This window comes from Bacteroidia bacterium, assembly GCA_040880525.1.
Classification (GTDB): Bacteria; Bacteroidota; Bacteroidia; order CAILMK01; family JBBDIG01; genus JBBDIG01.
In genome coordinates this window covers 1-17,602 of record JBBDIG010000046.1, presented here as the reverse complement: position 1 = coordinate 17,602, position 17,602 = coordinate 1, and the positions used below count along the sequence as shown (strand labels likewise).

Annotated in this window: 15 protein-coding genes; 5 read left to right on the top strand and 10 right to left on the bottom strand. The window is 46.1% G+C overall.

Features of this window, described 5'->3' with window-relative positions; genetic code table 11:
- Positions 1-46: 46 nt before the first annotated feature.
- Both WD077_13160 and WD077_13155 read right to left on the bottom strand, forming a co-directional pair.
- Entirely contained in the window at positions 47-1,849 is a 1,803-nt protein-coding gene (locus WD077_13160) for an RHS repeat-associated core domain-containing protein (protein MEX0968183.1), read from the bottom strand.
- Between the two features lie 191 nt (positions 1,850-2,040).
- On the bottom strand, positions 2,041-2,997 hold the full coding sequence (locus WD077_13155) for a rhodanese-related sulfurtransferase (GenBank protein ID MEX0968182.1): 957 nt from the start codon (positions 2,995-2,997) through the stop codon (positions 2,041-2,043).
- 274 nt (positions 2,998-3,271) lie between these two features.
- On the opposite strand from WD077_13155, the gene WD077_13150 reads away from it, so the two are divergent.
- Positions 3,272-3,487: a hypothetical protein gene (locus tag WD077_13150; protein MEX0968181.1), complete on the top strand. Its 216-nt coding sequence runs from the start codon at positions 3,272-3,274 to the stop codon at positions 3,485-3,487.
- Between the two features lie 229 nt (positions 3,488-3,716).
- Here WD077_13150 and WD077_13145 read toward each other — a convergent pair whose 3' ends face one another.
- From WD077_13145 to WD077_13115, 7 genes are all read right to left on the bottom strand, one after another.
- Positions 3,717-5,201 (bottom strand): sigma 54-interacting transcriptional regulator, encoded by a 1,485-nt coding sequence (locus tag WD077_13145; protein MEX0968180.1) that lies wholly within the window; start codon positions 5,199-5,201, stop codon positions 3,717-3,719.
- Between the two features lie 70 nt (positions 5,202-5,271).
- Entirely contained in the window at positions 5,272-6,369 is a 1,098-nt protein-coding gene (locus WD077_13140; protein MEX0968179.1) for a VWA domain-containing protein, read from the bottom strand.
- Between the two features lie 230 nt (positions 6,370-6,599).
- Positions 6,600-7,466 (bottom strand): choice-of-anchor V domain-containing protein, encoded by an 867-nt coding sequence (locus WD077_13135; GenBank protein MEX0968178.1) that lies wholly within the window; start codon positions 7,464-7,466, stop codon positions 6,600-6,602.
- A gap of 78 nt (positions 7,467-7,544) precedes the next feature.
- Positions 7,545-10,505: a PD-(D/E)XK nuclease family protein gene (locus tag WD077_13130; protein MEX0968177.1), complete on the bottom strand. Its 2,961-nt coding sequence runs from the start codon at positions 10,503-10,505 to the stop codon at positions 7,545-7,547.
- 40 nt (positions 10,506-10,545) lie between these two features.
- Positions 10,546-11,472, bottom strand: coding sequence for a ribonuclease Z (locus WD077_13125; GenBank protein MEX0968176.1), 927 nt, complete (start codon positions 11,470-11,472; stop codon positions 10,546-10,548).
- A gap of 94 nt (positions 11,473-11,566) precedes the next feature.
- The gene (locus tag WD077_13120) at positions 11,567-12,295 is read right to left on the bottom strand and encodes a T9SS type A sorting domain-containing protein (GenBank protein MEX0968175.1); all 729 of its coding nucleotides are present in this window, start codon (positions 12,293-12,295) and stop codon (positions 11,567-11,569) included.
- Positions 12,296-12,327: 32 nt separating this feature from the next.
- On the bottom strand, positions 12,328-12,711 hold the full coding sequence (locus WD077_13115) for a hypothetical protein (GenBank protein ID MEX0968174.1): 384 nt from the start codon (positions 12,709-12,711) through the stop codon (positions 12,328-12,330).
- A 157-nt stretch (positions 12,712-12,868) separates the two neighbouring features.
- Here WD077_13115 and WD077_13110 point away from each other — a divergent pair, with 157 nt between their 5' ends.
- The 3 genes from WD077_13110 to WD077_13100 all read left to right on the top strand — a co-directional run bounded on the left by WD077_13110 (position 12,869) and on the right by WD077_13100 (position 16,160).
- Positions 12,869-14,071, top strand: coding sequence for a phosphoglycerate kinase (locus WD077_13110; GenBank protein MEX0968173.1), 1,203 nt, complete (start codon positions 12,869-12,871; stop codon positions 14,069-14,071).
- A gap of 161 nt (positions 14,072-14,232) precedes the next feature.
- Positions 14,233-15,390, top strand: a complete 1,158-nt coding sequence (locus WD077_13105; protein ID MEX0968172.1) for a methionine aminotransferase — start codon at positions 14,233-14,235, stop codon at positions 15,388-15,390.
- Positions 15,378-16,160 carry an amidohydrolase gene (locus WD077_13100; protein MEX0968171.1) on the top strand — a complete coding sequence of 261 codons (783 nt, stop codon included), beginning with the start codon at positions 15,378-15,380 and terminating at the stop codon, positions 16,158-16,160. The genes WD077_13105 and WD077_13100 overlap by 13 nt, the downstream gene beginning before the upstream one ends.
- A 78-nt stretch (positions 16,161-16,238) precedes the next feature.
- Here the strand turns inward: WD077_13100 and WD077_13095 are convergent, their stop codons facing one another.
- On the bottom strand, positions 16,239-16,472 hold the full coding sequence (locus tag WD077_13095; GenBank protein MEX0968170.1) for a hypothetical protein: 234 nt from the start codon (positions 16,470-16,472) through the stop codon (positions 16,239-16,241).
- A gap of 455 nt (positions 16,473-16,927) precedes the next feature.
- Between WD077_13095 and WD077_13090 the strand changes: the two genes are divergently transcribed.
- On the top strand, positions 16,928-17,503 hold the full coding sequence (locus WD077_13090) for a hypothetical protein (GenBank protein ID MEX0968169.1): 576 nt from the start codon (positions 16,928-16,930) through the stop codon (positions 17,501-17,503).
- The last annotated feature ends 99 nt before the right edge of the window (positions 17,504-17,602 follow it).

Genomic DNA, 17,602 nt, shown 5'->3' with positions numbered 1-17,602 from the left:
AAATAGACCTAAACTCTTTTGAAAAATCTCTCCAAGAAATAGGGGGCTAAGACAATTCTTGGTAACCTATTACAGGTGGACGTGTCGCGGATTGAATAGTAGAAGTGTTATGAACTAAAAAGGTAACGATAGCAATACGATTCTCTATGTCGACATCACTTATGGTATATTGAAGGCTATGAGAACCGAGGTAAGTATAAATAAGATTTCCTGTCAAGCCAGCAGTTGCCAGAGTAGAATAGTCTTTAAGATATTTCCCAACGCCTTCAATACCACTTAAGTTGTATGGGTTTTGTCCTTCAATGGGTAATTGATCTATTCTCTTATTAAGCTGTTTAGCAATCTTATTCTTTGTTTGCTGTACATGTTCATGGTTTCGATACATCCCCGTGATTTTATCCCCTTCAATAAAGGTTCGAGATCTTGCGCCCGTACCAGTAAGCCATTCAACCCCTAATTCCCAAGGAGTGAAATTTTTATTGTCGGGCCTTCTTTCAAAGAAAAGAGCTGCCTTTTGAATTCCTAGATCTTCATCCTCATAGATAGACCAGTGTTCTTTTTTATTATCAATTGAATAGTTACCATCATCGTTTTTATGTATCCGACCTTTTACGTCATTTGATTTCTTATAATCCTTAGCCTCCTTTCTTGTCCCAAATAAGCCTAAAGGGTCTACGAAAATGATTGGGTTGTTATTAAACGTTACGTAACTCCCTTGCCATGGATAAGTTAACGGATCGATATTCCACCTTCTTCCTAGCCTGGAGTCATATTGCCAGTATTCTGCGGTATAACTGTTCCCTGCCCCGCTTATTTCATCATCCTTCTCCTGTCCATTAAACCCGTAACGATAGGTAGGGCTTGAGAAAGAGCGCCTTGTCATCACCATCCCGAACGGATAGTAGTCCTGGGCCGATAAAATATCCGCTTTATAGTAGGCAATAGCACCGAGAGCATCTTCCACCGCTAGTTTCTTATCCGTTATCACCGTGAGCACATTACCTAAATGGTTGGAAAGTTCATAATGTTTTTTGCCCACCAGTCGGTAGGCATTTTCCAAATCTACCTGCAACTCGCCAGTTCCATCCGGCCCGGAGACATTGTGCCAGTATATGGCTTCATCGCTACGCGCTATGCCAAGCCTGCTGCTGCCATACATAGGGTGCTCGCTGATGCGGAAAAAGTCCGTCAGCGCATCTGTGTGGGTGGTGATGGCTGCCAGCACCGCGTCAGCCGTGGCCTGGTCGTAATGAGATGCTATATGGCTCAATACGTCTTCCAGATCATAAAGCGAGGCAATGGTGGAACGGTATACTGCTTCCAGTTGATCTACGATAATACTGAGAAAATCAGCATTGTCCTCGTCATAGAGTAGTGTGAGCAACGATTCTAAATTCGCATAAGAGCTGAGCGCAGCCTCAATCGCATCCCGGTTCCAACTCAGCAACAATCCATACATTCCACAATCTCCGTGGGCAGCATTCATCCACGAAACCACTATGCTGAGGTCGTATGCCGCATTTATATAGCTAAAGAATGTACTCCCTGCACCCTGGCTTTCTATATTATAGATTACGTGTTTAGCTGCTTCAAGATATACAGGTTGTAAGGTTAGAAAATTTGCATTGTCCGCAGCAGGGATGCCTTGCAGGTGCATTACCATGCAAGGAATATCGCCCGGAGAGCAAGGGCCGGGAAATGGAAAGAAGTTATCATACAGATCGCTAAACGTCATATAATCCATCTGCGAAAGATCTCCGATAAATGAGGATCCTCCATTTATATATGACTCAATTAATGGCTGTGGCTGCTGGTCAAAGATGATCTGGAGCAACCCAACGGCATACATCTCATTGCGATATCATGCTATAATATAAACCCTGTAAATTCCAGAATTCCCGAAATGTTTGTCATTCCCGTGAAGGCTGTAATCTCCGATTGTAAAAGCAGCTACGGAACCCTTGCAAGGGCTTCAAGCGCAGGAGATTCCTGATATTCCACTATCGCGAAATTCAGGAATGAGTCAGCTTTGTTTGTACTTCAGGATTTTAGCGCTTTTGCAGTATAACTATCCTGGCTCGCCTTGTTATAATATCCGCTGCCAGTATACGGTCGTTTTTTCTCATGGTCGCGGCAGGCATCGGAGCAGGCGCCCTCCCACTCCCATCCGCATTTTTCGCACATCACGAATTGATCATTGCACAGGGGATTGGCGCAGTTCACCATCCTGGAGGTCTTCTCCCCGCAATGAGCGCAGGTGGAGACCAGTGTTGGATTTACCTGATTCACATCTACTGAAATCCGCTCATCAAATACGTAGCATTTGCCATCGAAATTCTCTCCGCCCGCTTCTTTGCCATAATTCAGGATACCGCCCTTGAGCTGGTAAACATCCCTGAATCCTTTCTTTAACAGCAGCGCAGAAGCCTTTTCGCACTTGATGCCGCCAGTGCAGTAGGTCACTACTGTTTTGTCTTTGTATTGCTCAAGTTCCTGCAACTTGTCGGGGAATTCGCGGAAGTTCTCCATATCCAGCGTTACGGCCTTCCTGAAGCGGCCCAGGGTATGTTCGTAATTAGAGCGCACATCCAGCACCACCACATCATCGCGGTCCATCATCTCGCGGAAATCTTTTGGTTCAAGGTGCTTTCCGGTTTCTTTATATGGCTTAATGTCGTCCGCTGCCGTCAATCCGGAATTGACAATTTCAGCCTTATAGCGTACATGCACCGTTTTAAAAACGTGCTGCTCCGTTTGGTGCACCTTAAATGAAATGCCAGGAAAATAGGGCAAAGAACGCAAGTAGTCCATGTATTTTTCGGCTATCGCCTGCGGGGCAGATACTGTCCCGTTTATGCCCTCATCTGCCACGATAATGCGACCACGCAAACCGATGGATTTGCAGTAGGCAAGATGTTTCTCAGCAAATTCTCCGGCATTGGGGAGTGCCGTATAATAGTAATAAGCTAATGTTAGAAAATCGTTGTTCTTCGCCATTTACTTTTTAAATTTTGGCTGTGCAAAATTAGCAAGTTCGGTTAAAAAAGTCAGGCATTTTTGAATGACCGATAGGAGTCTGTCAGGAAGCATCCAAAAAGAACATTCATCAAATCAGGTATTCCACAAGTAGCTGAAATGTGAGATGTAGAAGTTGATTGGATGTAATTAGAGGTTCCTCCATAAGTTTTCTTCGCCATATTTTTACACCTGAAAGGTCAAGAGGCATCACTGCAAGACTTACGGGCCTTACCTGAAAAGAATAACTAACATTATGAAAATTCAATATATTACCAACAAAGCAGGCGAACAAAAAGCTGTAATTGTTCCCCTGGAAGAATGTGAATACCTCAATCAGGAAAATACCTTATTGCAGAAGAAATCAAGAGCGCTGATAGGGATAAAAGCTGCCATGAAGGAGGTAAATCAAATTCGTGAAGGGAAAGAAAAAAAGGGTAGAACCTTATGCACCATTTTGGATGAAAGCTGAAGTTCACACCACCCGTAATGAATTACTCAAATAAAAGAAAAAAATAAAAGTAGTTCTATCCTAAATATGGTGGAATATATAACAGTCACCTAAATCTCCCAATGGTGGACTCGTTCAATGCCCTACGCTACGGAGCAGGGCTGGCATGGCCATAAAGCAAATTCCAGCAGAAAATTTAACTGTCTTTCCATTAAAATACAGTAGAACCTTAAAGTTTAAATTACTGCCCCTACTCCTCCCCTTCTTCAAAATTGAACATGCCGCTGATCAGGTCTTTAAATGCCGTATTTCCCTTTAGAAATTCTTTGCCCAGAAGTGAATATTCTGCAAGGCCATGCAGTGCGAATTCCATGAAAAAATAAGTCTTTTCATGCGTGAGGCCAGGCACAGATCGCGCTACGAGTTTTCGCAAGCCGGGCACATCATCCAGTTTTTTATAATATTCCATTTTGCCTATGTTGCCAGGAATATCCACAATGTTTCCTTTCCCAAACCAACTGACTATTTTTTGATATGGATTATTTAATTCACTTCGTTTGAATTTATCGGGATCCGGAAAATAATTAATGAACTGCTTGCGGATGGCTTTGCCAATGAGGAGCTGCGCCACGTTAGCCGGGCCTTCCTGCTCGCCTTCATATACCAGTTCTATTTTGCCGGTAATGGATGGAATAACGCCCATGAAATCTGCCATCCTCACGAAATCCTCTTTTTCGTTATTCAGCAACATGCGGTATTCGGCCGCGCTCAGGAGGTTTTCGTATGCAGAAATAGTGAGGCGTGCTGAAACGCCACTCTTGGAATCTACGTATTCGCTCTCTCTCGCCTGGAACGCAATTTCTTCCACCAGATCTTCAGTCGGTTCGAATATCTGCACCCTCTTTTTTGTTTCGTCTGAAATGCGTGCCTCCTGCCGGGTAATTTGCCTGGAGACATCTATGCTTGCCGGATAGTGCGTCAGAATCTGAGAATCAATACGATCCTTGAGGGGTGTAACGATGCTGCCGCGGTTGGTATAATCTTCAGGGTTGGCAGTAAATACAAACATCAGGTCCAGCGGCATCCTCAGCTTGAAGCCGCGGATCTGGATATCGCCTTCCTGCAAAATATTGAACAGCGCCACCTGGATGCGTGGCTGCAGGTCAGGCAATTCATTGATGGCGAAAATACCACGATTTGCCCGTGGGATCAGCCCAAAATGGATGACCCGCTCATCCGCATAGCTCAATTTCATGGAAGCCGCTTTTATAGGATCAAGGTCCCCGATCAGGTCTGCAACGCTGACGTCAGGTGTGGCAAGTTTCTCCGTATAGCGCTCGTTTCGGTGAATCCAGGCGATGGGTGTCTTATCACCTTTTTCCGCTACCAAATCAACCGCATAGCGGCTCAGCGGTGCAAAAGGATTGTCGTTCAACTCGCTGCCCTCTACTACAGGCAGGTATTCATCGAGAAGTGAAATAAGCTGGCGGGCGATGCGGGTTTTTGCCTGGCCGCGCAGCCCCAGGAGGTTAATGTCGTGGCGGGAAAGGATGGCGCGCTGAATATCAGGGATCACAGTCTCTTCATATCCAATGATGCCGGGAAATATTTTTTCCTTGTTCTTCAGCTTTGCCACGAGGTTTTCGCGCATTTCTTCCTTTACGGGTCTGGGCTTATAGCCGGACGCTTTCAGTGCTTCAAGCGTACGAATTCCCTGGATTTGGTCTTTTTGCATAGGAGGTCAAAAGTAGGGTTTGCTAACGAAGCCGAAAGGTGAATGTTTGGAAACGCTGGCAGCCTGCCGGCTATCGCGTTCTCTTTCTCCGGTTTCTGATGTAGTCTTCAAAAATATACTCTCCCAACCCTTCGAGGCTCGAATAAAATGCGCGCCCGTGGTTGATCTCAGTAAATTCTCTGACGAACTTTTGCAGAAAAGGATCGGAGGCTACCATGAAGGTAGTGATGGGAATTTTCAATGCACGGCATTGCGCTGCCAGGTTCATTGTCCGGTTCATGATCTTCCGGTCCAGGCCAAAGCTATTCTTATAATAATGACCACCTTCCTTAATGCAGGTGGGTTTTCCATCAGTGATCATAAAGATCTGCTTGTTCTGCGTTTTTCTCCTGCGCAGTAAGTCCATTGCCAGTTCCAATCCTGCCACTGTATTGGTATGGAAAGGTCCAACCTGCAGGTAAGGCAAGTCCTTTACCTCAATTTGCCAGGCATCATTCCCAAACACAAGAATATCCAGCGTGTCTTTGGGATATTTTCTGCTGATCAGTTCGGAAAGCGCCATTGCCACTTTCTTGGCGGGTGTGATGCGGTCTTCTCCATAAAGGATCATGGAGTGCGAAATATCAATCATAAGGATGGTGGAAGTAATGCTTTTATGCTCGTGCTCACGGACTTCAAGATCGTCTTCAGTGAGCATGAATTCGTTCACTCCATGATTGATCTGAGCATTCCGCAGGGATTCCGTCATGGCGATATTATCCAGCGAATCGCCAAATTGAAAGCTCCTGTGCTCGCTGGTCGTTTCATCTCCCATTCCGGCATAGGGCGTATTGTGGTTGCCGGGCCCGCCCTTTTTAAGTTTTCCAAATATTTCATCCAAAGACCGTTGCCGGATGCTGCGCTCCGACTTTGCCGTTATGACAATGGTTCCGTTGGGTTCATCATCCTTAATGAAACCTTTTTCTTTCAGTTCCTTAATAAAATCGCCCATGCCGTATTCATCGTCAGTGAGTGCATGTTCACGGTCCAGCATGTTCATCCATTCCATCGCTTCAGCCACATCGCCCGAAGTATATACCAGCACCTGCATGAATAAATCCAACAGCCGCTCAAAAGGCGCCTTCTTGTTTTTATCAGGAATAAATCGTGTAAATCGATAACCGCTCATCGTTTGGGTTTTTGATTTTATATTGATAATTATAACAGCATTATATGCGAATTTTCTGCCCTGCCGTTTTGAAAAATTATTCCTGGCACCTTCTGATTTTATCTGCCTTCTTACCGCTGTTCCGGGTCAAATTGTTCATATTATAAAAATAAAACAATTTCAAATAAAAAAATCCGGTGTACCCGGGAATATTCAATTCCAGATATACCGGCCATTCCTGAAAAACGCAATTACCGGATAAATATCTTTTGCACAGCATTCTCCGTTTCGGAAGCAACCCGCAGAAAATAAATTCCTGATTCCAGGCCATTCGCGTTGAAGCTGCGGAAATGGCTTCCCGAAGCGAAAAAGCTCCTGTCAAACTCCCTGATCTGCCTGCCCTGAAGATCCACCAACTCAATGGCAAGTAGTGCCTGATGCGTCAATTTAAACTTCACATGGAATACATCCCGGGTTACTGTTGGAAACACTTCCATTCCATAAGTATTTTCATTATCCCGGATGGAAACCAATCCATCAAGTACAAAGGAGTTGGCATATATAAAATCTCCGAATGAGGTTCCGTCACCATTTCCGCTGTTAGCGGCCGCATAAAAAGTAAGAGCACCGGCCGGTGAAGCGGGGGCTGTCCACCCTAGTGCCCATTCATGGCCTGTGCCGGGAAAGAATGATTCAGGCATGGTGTGCGTTGCGTAAGTACGGAGATTCCCACCTATCAATGAATTGGTGGTTTTCATATCAGGTGAAAGGGTAAAGCTGCCTCTTGAAGTGCCATCGTTATCCAGCGCCACCAACTGAAAACCGCCCACTAATTCAGTAGTTTGGGATGTAGCCGCTTTTAAAGAGATGGTTATGGTATAATCTTCTCCTGCCGTGTAGCTTGTCACAGGCCCATCCATATCTTCAATGGAAATCGAAACACTCCCCCCGCCAGAGTTAAGCGGATTAGAAGTGTGGCAGGAAGAATTTGCGCACACGCTCTCACCCGGAGCATTGGTGTGTCCTGAAGGAGCGCCCGTTGGGCTGGTCCGGCTTTCAGAGACATAAAAAAGTGCAATTACTATTATGGTGAAACCTGTAAAAATTCTTTTTCTCATTTTGCTGTAATTTAATATTCTGCTAATTGTTATTTCTGAGCAGCCAAAAATAACGATAAATCCCAAGGAGTTTAAGGTTTAATTTCTGAGGCAGATTGTATTAAATGCACAATACTGACAAACGGTTGTATCCGTAGTTTGGACAAAGGCCGGTGCTGTAAAAACTTCCTGTATCAGGTTGGAAAGATATATTTCAAATTGTTCCAGATCTTCCTTACTCAGCACCTTTTCTTGCTTTGGAAAGGAAGAATACCCTTTTGCCACCTGCTTTAAAGGTAATACAGCCGGGATCAGCCGTGTTTCTCCCGAGATTCGGTAATAGAGATAAGCGTAAAAATAGACCTGAAATGCCTCTTTATTGGTTACTGAAATTTCCGGCTCCTCACCCGGCAGAAACCTGAAGGTACTTACGTTTCCCGTTTTGTAATCCACAATGCGGGTTCCTTCGCTGCTGCGATCTATACGGTCAATCTTACCGTACAATTTTACATTCGTTCCCTTTGGAAGGGCATGCTCCACTGAGGCCTCATACTCCAGTGCCAGAAGTTCAAATTCCGGCAACCGGCTATCTGCCTGCAAAGTCATTTCCACCAGAAACCGCAGCGTTTCGGCATCAAAGAAGTTCCGGTTCTCCATTGCCTGGCCATAATCCCTGTCCGCCTTTCGGAATCCGTGCTTAATCGCATCTGTTACCGCATTCTTCATTTGCTCAAAATCCCCGCGAACCAGTTTCTTTCCTGTTTGATCCTTGTACAAATATTCCATTGCATCATGATAAATACTGCCAAATTCGCTGGCCTCCAGTTCCTGCGTCAATTCATCTTCCTCCTTCAATTTCATGACGTAATGCAGGTAAAATTTTAAGGGGCAAAGGGCATACATGATCAATGCGCTGGCAGACAGGCCCCGCTCGCTCACGATTGCCTGTAATTTCCGGGTTATTTCATCTGTCCGCTCAATGGCGATGGATCGCGGAGGTTTGGCAGAAACCGGACTTGAGTAAAGAAATTTCTTCAGTTGCAGACGAGGATTTGCCGGAGCCAGCAATTGCTCTACCTGCAATAAAAAGCGACTTTTTTCGCCAGTTCCCAATGAACCGGCCTCAGTTGTATAAAACAGGCGAACATTAACCCCCCGCTGCAGCAACCGGTAAAAATGATAAGCATAAAGTGCTGACTGCTCCTCATGCGATGGCAGATGATGCGCCTTTCGCAGGTCGTACGGAATAAAGCTTTGGTTCCGGCTCCCGGAAGGAAGACTGCCCTCATTCACAGAAAGAATGTATACGTCCTCGAAATCAAGGGTCCTGGTTTCTAGCATTCCCATCACCTGAAGACCTTTCAACGGTTCACCGCTAAAAGGAAGGCTGGCGCTACTCACAATCTCCCGGAACAACCGGCTAAAGGTTTTCTGCGGCATCTCCACACGATGTTGCGTCATCACATCGTGAAGGCGGTTCAGCAGTATTTTATATTGAAAGATAAATTCCTGTTCCAGTATTTGCGGCTTATTATCACTCGTGAGTGATACCCGGAGTTCATCCAGCAAAGCCGAGAAAAGCGAGGCTGCTTCATCAGGAGTAGCCGGCAGGGAGAAAATCAAACTGAGGACCGGATCATCACAAGTTAAATCTACAGCATCAATATAAAACGTTTGTCCGCGCCTGATCTCCCTGCTCAGCTTTTCGGTCTGCTCGTGCCTCACCTGGCGCAGATAAGGATGGCTCAGCAGCGCCATAACATCTTTATAAAAGAAGCTGTGTTTGCCCGCTTTTTCCCTTGCATTGCTATGAAGTTGGCCCATCGAGTCGAAAAGGCTGAAGAGCGGAGAAAACCGCAAAGGATAGCCCATCGTCACGTTCACATCCCGGATGGCTGCGGGCAGGGAATGCAGCACGGGGAAAAGCAAACCCTGATCGGCCAGCACGACTGCCGTATTTTCCCAGCGGGGCTGCCCTTCTTCAGCCTGTTTTTCCAGTTCCGATGCAAGTGCCGTGGCTTGCTCCGTCTTCAGGGAAGTACCAATCATGCTTACATGTTTCGTCTCAGTGGTAAGATGCGGTTCCAGCCATTGCACCTCGGGCAGCTTCCATTCTTTGATATACTTCCGGATGAACCGGCCTGCTTCATGTTGCGGATCATCGAGAAAATATGGATCAGCGTCAAAAAATACGGTAGCCTTTCGTTGTGCAGCCAATCCCTTTATAATCACTTCTTCGGCAGTTGACAACGCATTGAAACCGGCAAAATAAAGTTGGCTGTAATGGGTATTGAATTTCTCGGTGGAAACCGCCTCGGCCATCCAGCGATAAGCCATTCCTTCGTATCCCTGGCGGGCGTTTCTGAGTTGCTCCGCGAGTTCGTTATAAAGGATACCGGCCAGTTCCCATAAACGGTAAAACCGCTGCTGCACCGGCTTTGGATCTTCCGTTTCCATTTCCTGCCAAAATTTTATAGCAGAAGGTTCCCACTGTTCTATTTCTTTTACTTCTTTCAGGTTTTGAAATAATCTGTCAGCATTTACCATGTAACGGTCCACCTCATCAAAATCCTTCAGGAGCATTTGTCCCCAGGGATAAAATTTATCAAAGGGCTCCTCCGGTTGATGTTTTTGGTAGATGCTGAACAGCATAAAGTTCAGCTCCAGCGGATCGAGAATTTGATGCGGATAGCGCTCTTCCACAAAATCCTGCAACGACATAAGGGCCGGCATCCACACCGGCTTTTCGATGATCTGTGAAAGATGCTGCCTGAAGAAAACAGTAGCTCTACGTGAAGGCAGTATAACGCATACCTCATCCAGCTTGTCCTTGTGGCGGTGGACAACCTCGGCAGCGAGACGTTTAAGAAATGGAATGGAGGACATATCTGGTAATGGGCCGGCAGCCTTGAATGGCTGATGAACGAATCTGCGAATATTTCGATTTTCTGAGAGAAAGCAGCCAATATTCTTCTGAACGGGAATATTCCTGACAGGAATCACAGCAGCTCTTGCCAGCACAAATCCATTCAACAAATAATGATCGCACCCATAGCCCACGGTTTCAACCGTGGGAAAATCGTGATTAGAAAACCCCTCTCTATGCAGATTGAAAGGGAATAGATAATCTCAGACCCGCCCGCGCCAACTCGGTATTCGGAAATACGGCACGCGCTTCTTTCAGCAACTCCTCCAGATTTTTGTAGCGGGATGAAAAATGGCTGATGATAAGTTGCTTCGCATTTGTCTGCCTGGCCGCCATTGCTGCTTCACCGGTAGTGGAGTGCAGTGTTTTTTCCGCTAAATCAAGATGTTGATTTCTGAAAGTAGCCTCATGATAAAGGAGGTCGGCTCCTGCAATCTGGCTGAAATATTTGTCGCTGCAGCGAGTGTCAGAGAGGCAGGCATAAGTACGGGGCGGTGGTGGTGGATAAGTAAATTCCCGGAAAGAATACCGTTTCCCGTCATCATCCTGAAAATCCTCTCCCCTGCGGAAATAACTATAAGCCTGAACAGGCAGGTTTTCCTTTGCAAAAGCCTCCTGGTTGATCTTGAATGAATGGGGTTTCTCCCTGAAGATAAATCCTGCTGTGGGAATGCGGTGCAACAGCGGGACCGTCTCTACCGTGCATTCCGGCAAATCGAGGATCACCTTGGGCTGTTCTATTTCAAGCTCCTCAAAAATAAGCTCGTATTGCATTTTAAGGCCGGAGTGACGCATGTTTACCATCACAATTTCTTCCAGACCCGCAGGGCCGTAAATGGTGAGTGCCGATGATCGCCTCTGAAGGTTCTGCGTACATATCCATCCGATGAGGCCCAGGTAGTGATCCGGGTGAAGGTGGCTGATGAAAACGTGGCTGATGCGGCTTGCCCTTACTCCATAGCGCAGCAATTGCACCTGCATTCCTTCGCCTGCATCCACCATGAAATAGTTTTCCTGAAGTCGAATTATCTGCCCTGAAGGAAAGCGGTCAAGCGTGGGCGTTGCGGAACTATTGCCCAGAATTAGAATCTCGAATGGCATAGCGCTCAATACAAAATATTATATGCTGGTCCGGCAATTTTCATTTTTCCAGGCCTGGCCGGGTGTAACAGGAAAACAATTACGGAAGCTACTTCTATCTGGAAATCGTCATTCTTCGCGTCAATTCCTCATCTCCATATTTGAGCCTGTAGAAATACATTCCGGGCGTCAGATCCTCGTTTTTGAATTCCACCTTGTTGAGTCCGGGATTCCCCTGGATGTATTGCCGAAATACTTCGCGGCCCACAAGATTGAAAATACTGAGCGATACCTGGTTATAATCTGGCAACATAAAGGAGAAAATGGTGGATGTTTTAAATGGATTGGGGTAATTCTGCAACAGCTTCAGGGTCTGCACATCTTCATTTATTCCATCCGGGTTCTGAATAATAAATTCAATAGAATCCACCGAACTCATGGTAACCACATTTCCGAAAAGAGTAACATAGCCCCTGACGGTAACCAACACATACCGGGAGCCCTGCATGGAAGCATCCGGCAGGCCCTGCACGTTCACACATCCAACTCCGCCACCAGGATATGTACAGCCCGGAATATTGCAGGTATACGAAAAACCCTGCGGCAGGCGGTCTACCTTTACGATGGTAATGCTGTCAATCTCAATATCATTTCCCATGTAAGTGGTGTCCTTCGGAAACCGGAGGGTAAGGTTCTCATCATACATTTGCCCCACAGTAGCAGGAATAACGGGTTTTGGATAAATACCCACTTCCTTCTTGGTAGTATCAGGCTGGCAAGGTTGCGCTTGCACAAAACCAGGCGAGATGATCGCTATAGCAAGTATTAGTAAAATTAGTTTCATTTGATTGTATTTTTCTTTTAAAACGTTTCAATTTAATAAAGCAACTCCTCATCCTCTTCATCTTCATCCAGAAACTCCTGCTCCAGTTCTTCCATGAAGATGTAATCTCTCGCCTCTTCCAGCGAATCAGTGAACATGATGCCCATATCCTCAAGGATATCCGCAACATCTTCATTGGGTTTAGCTACTACCACATTACCTCCTTTTACGGTGGCATCCAATGAAATTTTCTCCACCATCGCGACAAATGAGGAATTGGGCTGTTCAACTTTCTGAACCAGCAGAATAAAATTCTTTTCACCCTTCTTTAGGAATCCAGTCGTAAGCTGTACGGCCTTTTCAAGCATCTCTGAATCAGGTTCAGCTTTCAGTGTTACAAGAACAAACTTTTCTTGTTGTTGAAATGTAAGGGACATAGCGGTTTTGAAATGTTGCTCCAAAATTCAACAAAAAAATGATGCGAGAAAAGAGACACAATGCAGGTTTCAGGATAATTTTACATGAACTCCTTCATGTGAATACATCGTTTAAATTTGCCCACTCTTTCCCCCGTTTCATTCAATAATCCAAGCTATGATTACAGTAGACAATTTCAACTATGCAGGTGCCAGGGTGCTGACGCGTGTAGACTTTAACGTGCCCCTGAGCAATGACTTCCGGATAGAAGACGATACGCGAATAACAGCCACCCTGCCTACATTAAAAAAAATTCTGGATGATGGTGGCCGGCTGGTGCTCATGTCCCACCTGGGAAGACCCAAAGATGGGCCTGAGGAAGCTTTTTCGCTGAAGCACCTGGTGTCCCATTTGTCTGAGCTTCTGCGTTGCAAAGTCCATTTTGTGGATGATTGCGTGGGCGCGAAAGCTGGTGGCGCTTCAGAAAACCTGAAAGACGGAGAAGTCCTGCTATTGGAAAACCTGAGGTTCCATCCTGAAGAAACAGCAGGGGATATTGAATTTGCGAAACAACTTGCAGCAAATGGCGACTATTACGTGAATGATGCATTCGGAGCCGCTCATCGCGAACATGCCTCCACCTGTATCATTGCCAGGTTTTTCCCAGCGAAAAGAGCTTTCGGATACCTGATGGCTTCAGAGGTAGCGAACCTTGACCGGTTACTACAAAGCGATGAGCACCCATTTACCGCAATTATAGGTGGTGCGAAGGTTTCGGATAAAATTCTGGTGCTTGATGAAATGGTACAAAAAGCCGATTACCTCCTCATCGGGGGCGCGATGGCCTATACTTTTATCCGCGCGTGGGACGGCAAAACCGGCAGTTCCAAAGTAGAGGAAGACCGGATCAACCTTGCCAAGGACTTCCTGGCAGTGGCCGAAAGTTCAGATTGCAGGCTGATGCTGCCCAGAGACAGCGTAGCCGCCAACGATTTCAGGGCGGATGCTGACACACGGATCACTGACAGTTTCCACATCCCCTCCGGCTGGATGGGTCTGGACATTGGTCCGGAAGCCAGGAAAGAATATGCTGCGATCATTGCCAAATCCAGGTTAATTCTCTGGAACGGACCTATGGGCGTATTTGAAATGGAGCAATTCCGGGCAGGCACCCTTACCATTGCCGAGGCCATAGCCGATGCCACGGATGATGGCGCTTACAGCCTGATCGGTGGCGGAGATTCGGTTTCAGCCATAAACCGCTTTGGCTTGCAGGACCGGGTCAGCTACATTTCCACGGGTGGAGGCGCTATGCTGGAATATATCCAGGGCGAAGATCTGCCGGGCGTCAAAGCCATTCTCGGATCTCATCATTCATAGTGTATTGTATTTATTCCTGAACATTTATGGTTTTTTGAAGGCGGTAAAATTCCCGGATTGGCAAACTGAGAAAACAATCCTGACCTGCGGATTTTCCTGCAATTGGTCACCCCGCCTGTCCTGTTTTTAACTTGCGCCCCTTCAGACGAAAAGACATAGATATGCAACAGAGCATCACCGGCAGTACAACCAAACTTCCCGGAATCGGGACAAGCATTTTCGCAGTCATGTCTGGCCTTGCCAATGAATGCGGAGCCATCAATCTCTCTCAGGGGTTCCCTGATTTTGAATGTCCGCCACACCTTGTGGAACTTGTAGCGAAATATCTCCGGGAAGGAAAAAATCAATATGCACCCATGCCGGGGCTGCCAGCGCTCAAAGAGGAGATAGCCCTGAAAACGCAGAAACTATATGGTACCAGTTATGATCCTGACAAAGAAATCACCATTACATCAGGGGCTACCGAAGCCATTTATGCTGCCATTACTTCGGTAGTGAAGGAAGATGATGAAGTGCTGATTTTTGAACCGGCTTATGACAGCTATGTGCCCTCCATCCTGCTGAACCGGGGCAAGCCGCGCTATGTCCGGCTGGAACCGCCTCATTACAAAATAAACTGGGAAGAGGTGAAAAAAGAGATCAGCTACCGCACCCGCGCCATTATCCTGAACTCTCCCCACAATCCCACCGGCACCGTGCTGAGCAGTGAGGATATAAAACAGTTGGAGAAACTGGTGAGCGGTACCGATATTATCATCATAAGCGATGAGGTCTATGAGCACATCATTTTCGACAAGATTGCACACCACAGCATTTGCCGTTATCCTTCCCTTGCCGGTCGCAGTTTTGTTATTTTTTCATTTGGAAAAACCTATCACAATACCGGTTGGAAAATGGGATATGTACTGGCACCTTCCGGCCTGATGACGGAATTCCGGAAAGTATTTCAGTATCTCCAATATTCCTCCTGCACGCCTTTTCAATATGCGTTTGCTGATTTTATGAAGGACGAAGCCCACTATCTCTCGCTGCCGGATTTTTATCAGAATAAACGGGATTTATTTGCTCAGGCAGTAGAGGCCAGCCGGTTTCAGCTTGTTCCTTGCCACGGCACCTATTTTCAGTGCCTGGACTACAGCGCAATAAGCGATGAACCTGACCGTCAATTTGCGGAGCACCTGACGCGCGAATTCAAAATTGCCAGCATTCCCATTTCCGTTTTTTACCATGAAAAAATTGACAACCAAATTTTGCGGTTTTGCTTCGCGAAATCAGAAGAAACCCTGAAAAAAGCCGGAGAACTGCTATGCAAGATCTGAACATTGCCCTGATACAAACACGGTTGGAATGGGAAGATAAAAAAGCCAACCTGCGGAATTTCGGGGAGAAGCTGCGTTCGATAAGCAGTGAAACCCAACTCGTGGTGCTGCCGGAAATGTTCAGCACGGGATTTAGCATGAGGCCCGAAAAACTGGCCGAAGATATGGATGGGCCGACCGTGCAATGGATGAAAGAACAGGCATCAAGGCAAAACATAACACTGACCGGCAGCATCATTATCGGCAAAGATGGAAAATATTTTAACCGTCTTATCTGGATGCGCCCGGATGGAAGTTTTGAGACCTATGATAAGCGACATCTTTTCAGCATGGCAAAAGAAGAGGCACATTATACGGCTGGCGATCAAAAGCTGATCGTGGAGTTGAATGGCTGGAAAATCTGCCCTATGGTATGTTACGACCTCCGGTTCCCCGTGTGGATAAGGAATACCGAACTATATGACTGCCTCATTTTCGTGGCAAACTGGCCCGAACGCAGGGCAAATCATTGGGAACTCCTGCTGCAGGCGCGCGCTATCGAGAACCAATGTTTTGTGGCAGGGGTAAACCGGGTGGGCACAGATGGAAATGAGGTGGAATATGACGGCCGCTCGGCCATATACAGCCCCACAGGAGATTGCCTGGCACAAATGAAACACCAGCAAGGGATCATCTACGCTCAACTGGAAAAAACCAGCATCACCAAAGTAAGGCGTTACATGCCTTTTCTTCAGGACCGGGATACTTTTGATATAGAATTGGAGAAGTGAGGCAAGAGTATTTTAGGCCTCTGTTTCATGGAGCGAAAACGGTGCGGGGGATGGCCAGAAGTGGGTATTTACAATAGCCTAAGAAAGACCGACATACCAACCTTTGCGGGCAATGCAACCAAAGAACATGCGCGGTGTGCCAAACAACCTGCGGCATTCTTCCTTGCTCGATACCACAGGAAGCTGCTTGACTTCCTTCATAGATGGGAGATGAATAGCCCTGTCTTCCCGTCCAAACAGCCGGAACAGGTAACGTAGCCCATACACCGTGTGCTTGAAATAAGAGGCACTGGGATTTTGCTGCTGTTTCATCAGCATGAGATAATCTTCAATCTGATCGCCTTTGAAGTTCCAGCGGAGTTTTGTGGTAGTACAGGCTTACCTTGGCAATAGACCGCCCGTAGTTGAGAAGTGTGCTTTTAGAATAGCCGCCATTGGTGATTTTTGTCCGCAGCTTTTTGTACATTTGGCCGAAGCCAGGTACATCCTGGCATGCCTGTCCAATCAGGGTCTTGCCGCTGATCCGGACACTTTTTTTAAAGAGCTCATAACAACGTGATTTAATCGGTTAAAAAATCTTTAAGTTATGAGCTTTTTTTTGTTTTTAAAAGCTACCGAAGGTTTAGTGCAACAGCGGGCATAGGTAATGGCAGCTGACACGATAAAAATGAACATTCAAACACATAACAACATTTGGTTTCGGTTGACAGTGACGACTTTCAAAACCGCCACTACCCATGCCCGCGAACCGTTGGCAAATATTTGAAATGAAACATCTGCTCTCCATAGTAATAATCTCAATTTTCGGACTGATATCCTATATTAATAATTCGGACTTGAATAACGAAAATACAGAAGGATCAACGTCCTATAAAGATGCTATTGACACACAAGTTGTTGACTCTACAGGCTGTATTTCAACAGGTTGTGAAACTAATTGCTGGGATGATATTATTTGCCCTAATGACACAATCCGATACAGAACCACTCAAGTCATGCAATACGTAGATGATAATTTAGCAAATGGCGAACCTAAGGTATTGGAATGTAGCTGTGGACGTAACTACTATATTCTTGGAAATGATACTATAGAAATTTATCTGTTCTTATATGGTTCGGGAGCGGGAGCCGTTTGGTACCGAATGTATAAAAAAGAAAAAGACGGAAAATTTGAACACCTTGAATCATTTAATCCTGAAAACGAAGGGTACGTTGAAGTTCTAAATTCTTTGCACTATGGAGTTAGGGATTTCATATTTGATGAAGTCCAGGGTCCGAAATACACTTTATCCTTCAATGGGACATACTTTGATACCATTGCAGTCGAGAGAAGAAAAAAATGAAAACATTTGCCAACTGAATAAGCGCTAAACGCTGGGATGCGCAACATTCCCTGCGGTTTAGCGCTTTGTTGCACTAAACCGGGAGCGGATTCAGCGGCT

What these genes read in the sequence shown, in the direction of transcription:
- WD077_13160 (MEX0968183.1), bottom strand. Translation starts at nt 1,849, where the DNA reads ATGTATGCCGTTGGGTTGCTCCAGATCATCTTTGACCAGCAGCCACAG.
- WD077_13155 (MEX0968182.1), bottom strand. Translation starts at nt 2,997, where the DNA reads ATGGCGAAGAACAACGATTTTCTAACATTAGCTTATTACTATTATACG.
- WD077_13150 (MEX0968181.1), top strand. Translation starts at nt 3,272, where the DNA reads ATGAAAATTCAATATATTACCAACAAAGCAGGCGAACAAAAAGCTGTA.
- WD077_13145 (MEX0968180.1), bottom strand. Translation starts at nt 5,201, where the DNA reads ATGCAAAAAGACCAAATCCAGGGAATTCGTACGCTTGAAGCACTGAAA.
- WD077_13140 (MEX0968179.1), bottom strand. Translation starts at nt 6,369, where the DNA reads ATGAGCGGTTATCGATTTACACGATTTATTCCTGATAAAAACAAGAAG.
- WD077_13135 (MEX0968178.1), bottom strand. Translation starts at nt 7,466, where the DNA reads ATGAGAAAAAGAATTTTTACAGGTTTCACCATAATAGTAATTGCACTT.
- WD077_13125 (MEX0968176.1), bottom strand. Translation starts at nt 11,472, where the DNA reads ATGCCATTCGAGATTCTAATTCTGGGCAATAGTTCCGCAACGCCCACG.
- WD077_13120 (MEX0968175.1), bottom strand. Translation starts at nt 12,295, where the DNA reads ATGAAACTAATTTTACTAATACTTGCTATAGCGATCATCTCGCCTGGT.
- WD077_13115 (MEX0968174.1), bottom strand. Translation starts at nt 12,711, where the DNA reads ATGTCCCTTACATTTCAACAACAAGAAAAGTTTGTTCTTGTAACACTG.
- WD077_13110 (MEX0968173.1), top strand. Translation starts at nt 12,869, where the DNA reads ATGATTACAGTAGACAATTTCAACTATGCAGGTGCCAGGGTGCTGACG.
- WD077_13105 (MEX0968172.1), top strand. Translation starts at nt 14,233, where the DNA reads ATGCAACAGAGCATCACCGGCAGTACAACCAAACTTCCCGGAATCGGG.
- WD077_13100 (MEX0968171.1), top strand. Translation starts at nt 15,378, where the DNA reads ATGCAAGATCTGAACATTGCCCTGATACAAACACGGTTGGAATGGGAA.
- WD077_13095 (MEX0968170.1), bottom strand. Translation starts at nt 16,472, where the DNA reads ATGAAACAGCAGCAAAATCCCAGTGCCTCTTATTTCAAGCACACGGTG.
- WD077_13090 (MEX0968169.1), top strand. Translation starts at nt 16,928, where the DNA reads ATGAAACATCTGCTCTCCATAGTAATAATCTCAATTTTCGGACTGATA.